This is a genomic window from Pseudoalteromonas sp. 120-MNA-CIBAN-0494, from assembly GCF_040308885.1.
Taxonomy (GTDB): Bacteria; Pseudomonadota; Gammaproteobacteria; order Enterobacterales; family Alteromonadaceae; genus Pseudoalteromonas; species Pseudoalteromonas nigrifaciens.
In genome coordinates, this window is record NZ_JBEOOE010000186.1 from 1 (window position 1) to 257 (window position 257).

The 257-nt window shown below is 35.0% G+C and carries 1 protein-coding gene; it reads left to right on the forward strand.

The genetic code is table 11. The features are described from left to right. Nucleotides 1-93: 93 nt before the first annotated feature. Nucleotides 94-257 (forward strand): transposase (locus AAEY55_RS18460; RefSeq protein ID WP_407072716.1); only part of this gene is annotated, 164 nt, incomplete at its 3' end.

A 257-nucleotide genomic window follows, 5' to 3' on the forward strand; every position in this document is an offset into this window, starting at 1 on the left:
ATGATAAAATGATGGTGTTTACACAGCAAAGTGAATTTGATCGAAGAGTAAACAGTGTTGTAATACCTTTGACTCTACAATCGTAATGGCATGTTGCATGAAGGACTGCTTAAGCAAGTAACAAAAGATGATTTCACGTTTATTTATAAAGACTACCTAGACAGCAAAATAAAGAGAATGTCATTAACAGGCATAGAATTTATTAGGCGATATTTACTGCATGTGCTCACAAGTGGGTTTATGCGAATACGGCACTA